This is a genomic window from Asaia sp. SF2.1, from assembly GCF_000505765.1.
In the GTDB taxonomy this organism is placed as follows: domain Bacteria; phylum Pseudomonadota; class Alphaproteobacteria; order Acetobacterales; family Acetobacteraceae; genus Asaia; species Asaia bogorensis.
The window spans coordinates 1-949 of sequence record NZ_AYXS01000047.1 but is presented as its reverse complement, the minus strand read 5'-3'; the positions used below and the strand labels follow the sequence as shown (position 1 = coordinate 949).

Genomic DNA, 949 nt, shown 5'->3' with positions numbered 1-949 from the left:
CCTGGAATGAGGATTTGAGGTCGCGTGCCGCATCGCTGGCCATGAACTCTTCGCCAAGCGTCAGGGTCGTATCCTCAGACGGTTCACGCCGGCGGGCGGTTTTCTGTTCCAGATCGGTTAGGCGGGTAGAGAGTCCGTTCATTTCGGCCAGGGCTTTGTCGGCGCTGGCTTTGGTTTCTTCCGTGACCTTGCCGAGGTTGCGCAATTCCGTGGTTGAGGCTTCGGCAAAACGCTTGACCTCATCGGTCGCGGCCTTGAGTTCGCGGGCGGCCTGTTCGTAATCAGACATAGGGTAATCCTCATAAAAAAGGGCGCCAACAAGCGCCCTCGAGAAACAGATGATTGATGTTCGTATCGACGATTTGGTCCGGATCGCGTAGCGTCAGAGCAAGGCGGGCTAGAAGAATTTGATAAAAGGATCAGTCATGACGTTCGACGATGCCAGAGCTGCCGTAGAGTTTTATTTGAGCAGATCTGACAAACCTCTCCAGATCGTTTTCGAACAGGAATTCGAGAGCGGGTGGTGTTTTCGTTATCAGTCAGAGCGCTTCCTCAAGACACGCGATCCCGATGATCAGCTTACCGGCAGCGTGCCGCTCATTGTCGACCGAAAGACAGGCAAGATACGCGTCTGTCCGACCGACAGCCCCCTGGAAGATAATCTTGCTTATTACGCGCGGACCGGGTCGTTCCTGCGCAAATGACGCGCTTCGTAATCGAGCAGCCCGAACCGGATCAGCGGAGGCTCGCATATGACTGCGATCTGACCGCTTCGACGAGACTACGGCTGGCGGCGCGAAGCTCTGCCGCCAGATCGGGCAGTTGCGGCCCCACCGGGTAAAACCGCCTGCGCATTTCAGTCACGCGGGCGAGGGCGTTGGACGGGTCATCCACCAGGCTGACCTCGTGCAGGTTTGCGGCCCTGATCTGGCGGCGCGGGCCGCCTGGA

At 58.1% G+C, this 949-nt stretch carries 1 protein-coding gene and 2 pseudogenes; 1 reads left to right on the top strand and 2 read right to left on the bottom strand.

Features of this window, described 5'->3' with window-relative positions:
- Window positions 1–289: pseudogene (locus P792_RS0119785) on the bottom strand (phage major capsid protein); the annotation flags it as partial.
- Window positions 290–425: 136 nt separating this feature from the next.
- Between P792_RS0119785 and P792_RS32910 the strand changes: the two are divergent.
- A complete protein-coding gene (locus tag P792_RS32910) occupies window positions 426–704 on the top strand; it encodes a YrhB domain-containing protein (protein WP_023979610.1) in 279 nt (92 codons plus the stop codon).
- A gap of 31 nt (window positions 705–735) precedes the next feature.
- Here P792_RS32910 and P792_RS39115 read toward each other — a convergent pair.
- Window positions 736–949: pseudogene (locus tag P792_RS39115) on the bottom strand (hypothetical protein); the annotation flags it as partial.

Bases quoted from the DNA above. Each gene is read 5' to 3' on its own strand.
- P792_RS32910 (WP_023979610.1), top strand. From the start codon at position 426: ATGACGTTCGACGATGCCAGAGCTGCCGTAGAGTTTTATTTGAGCAGA.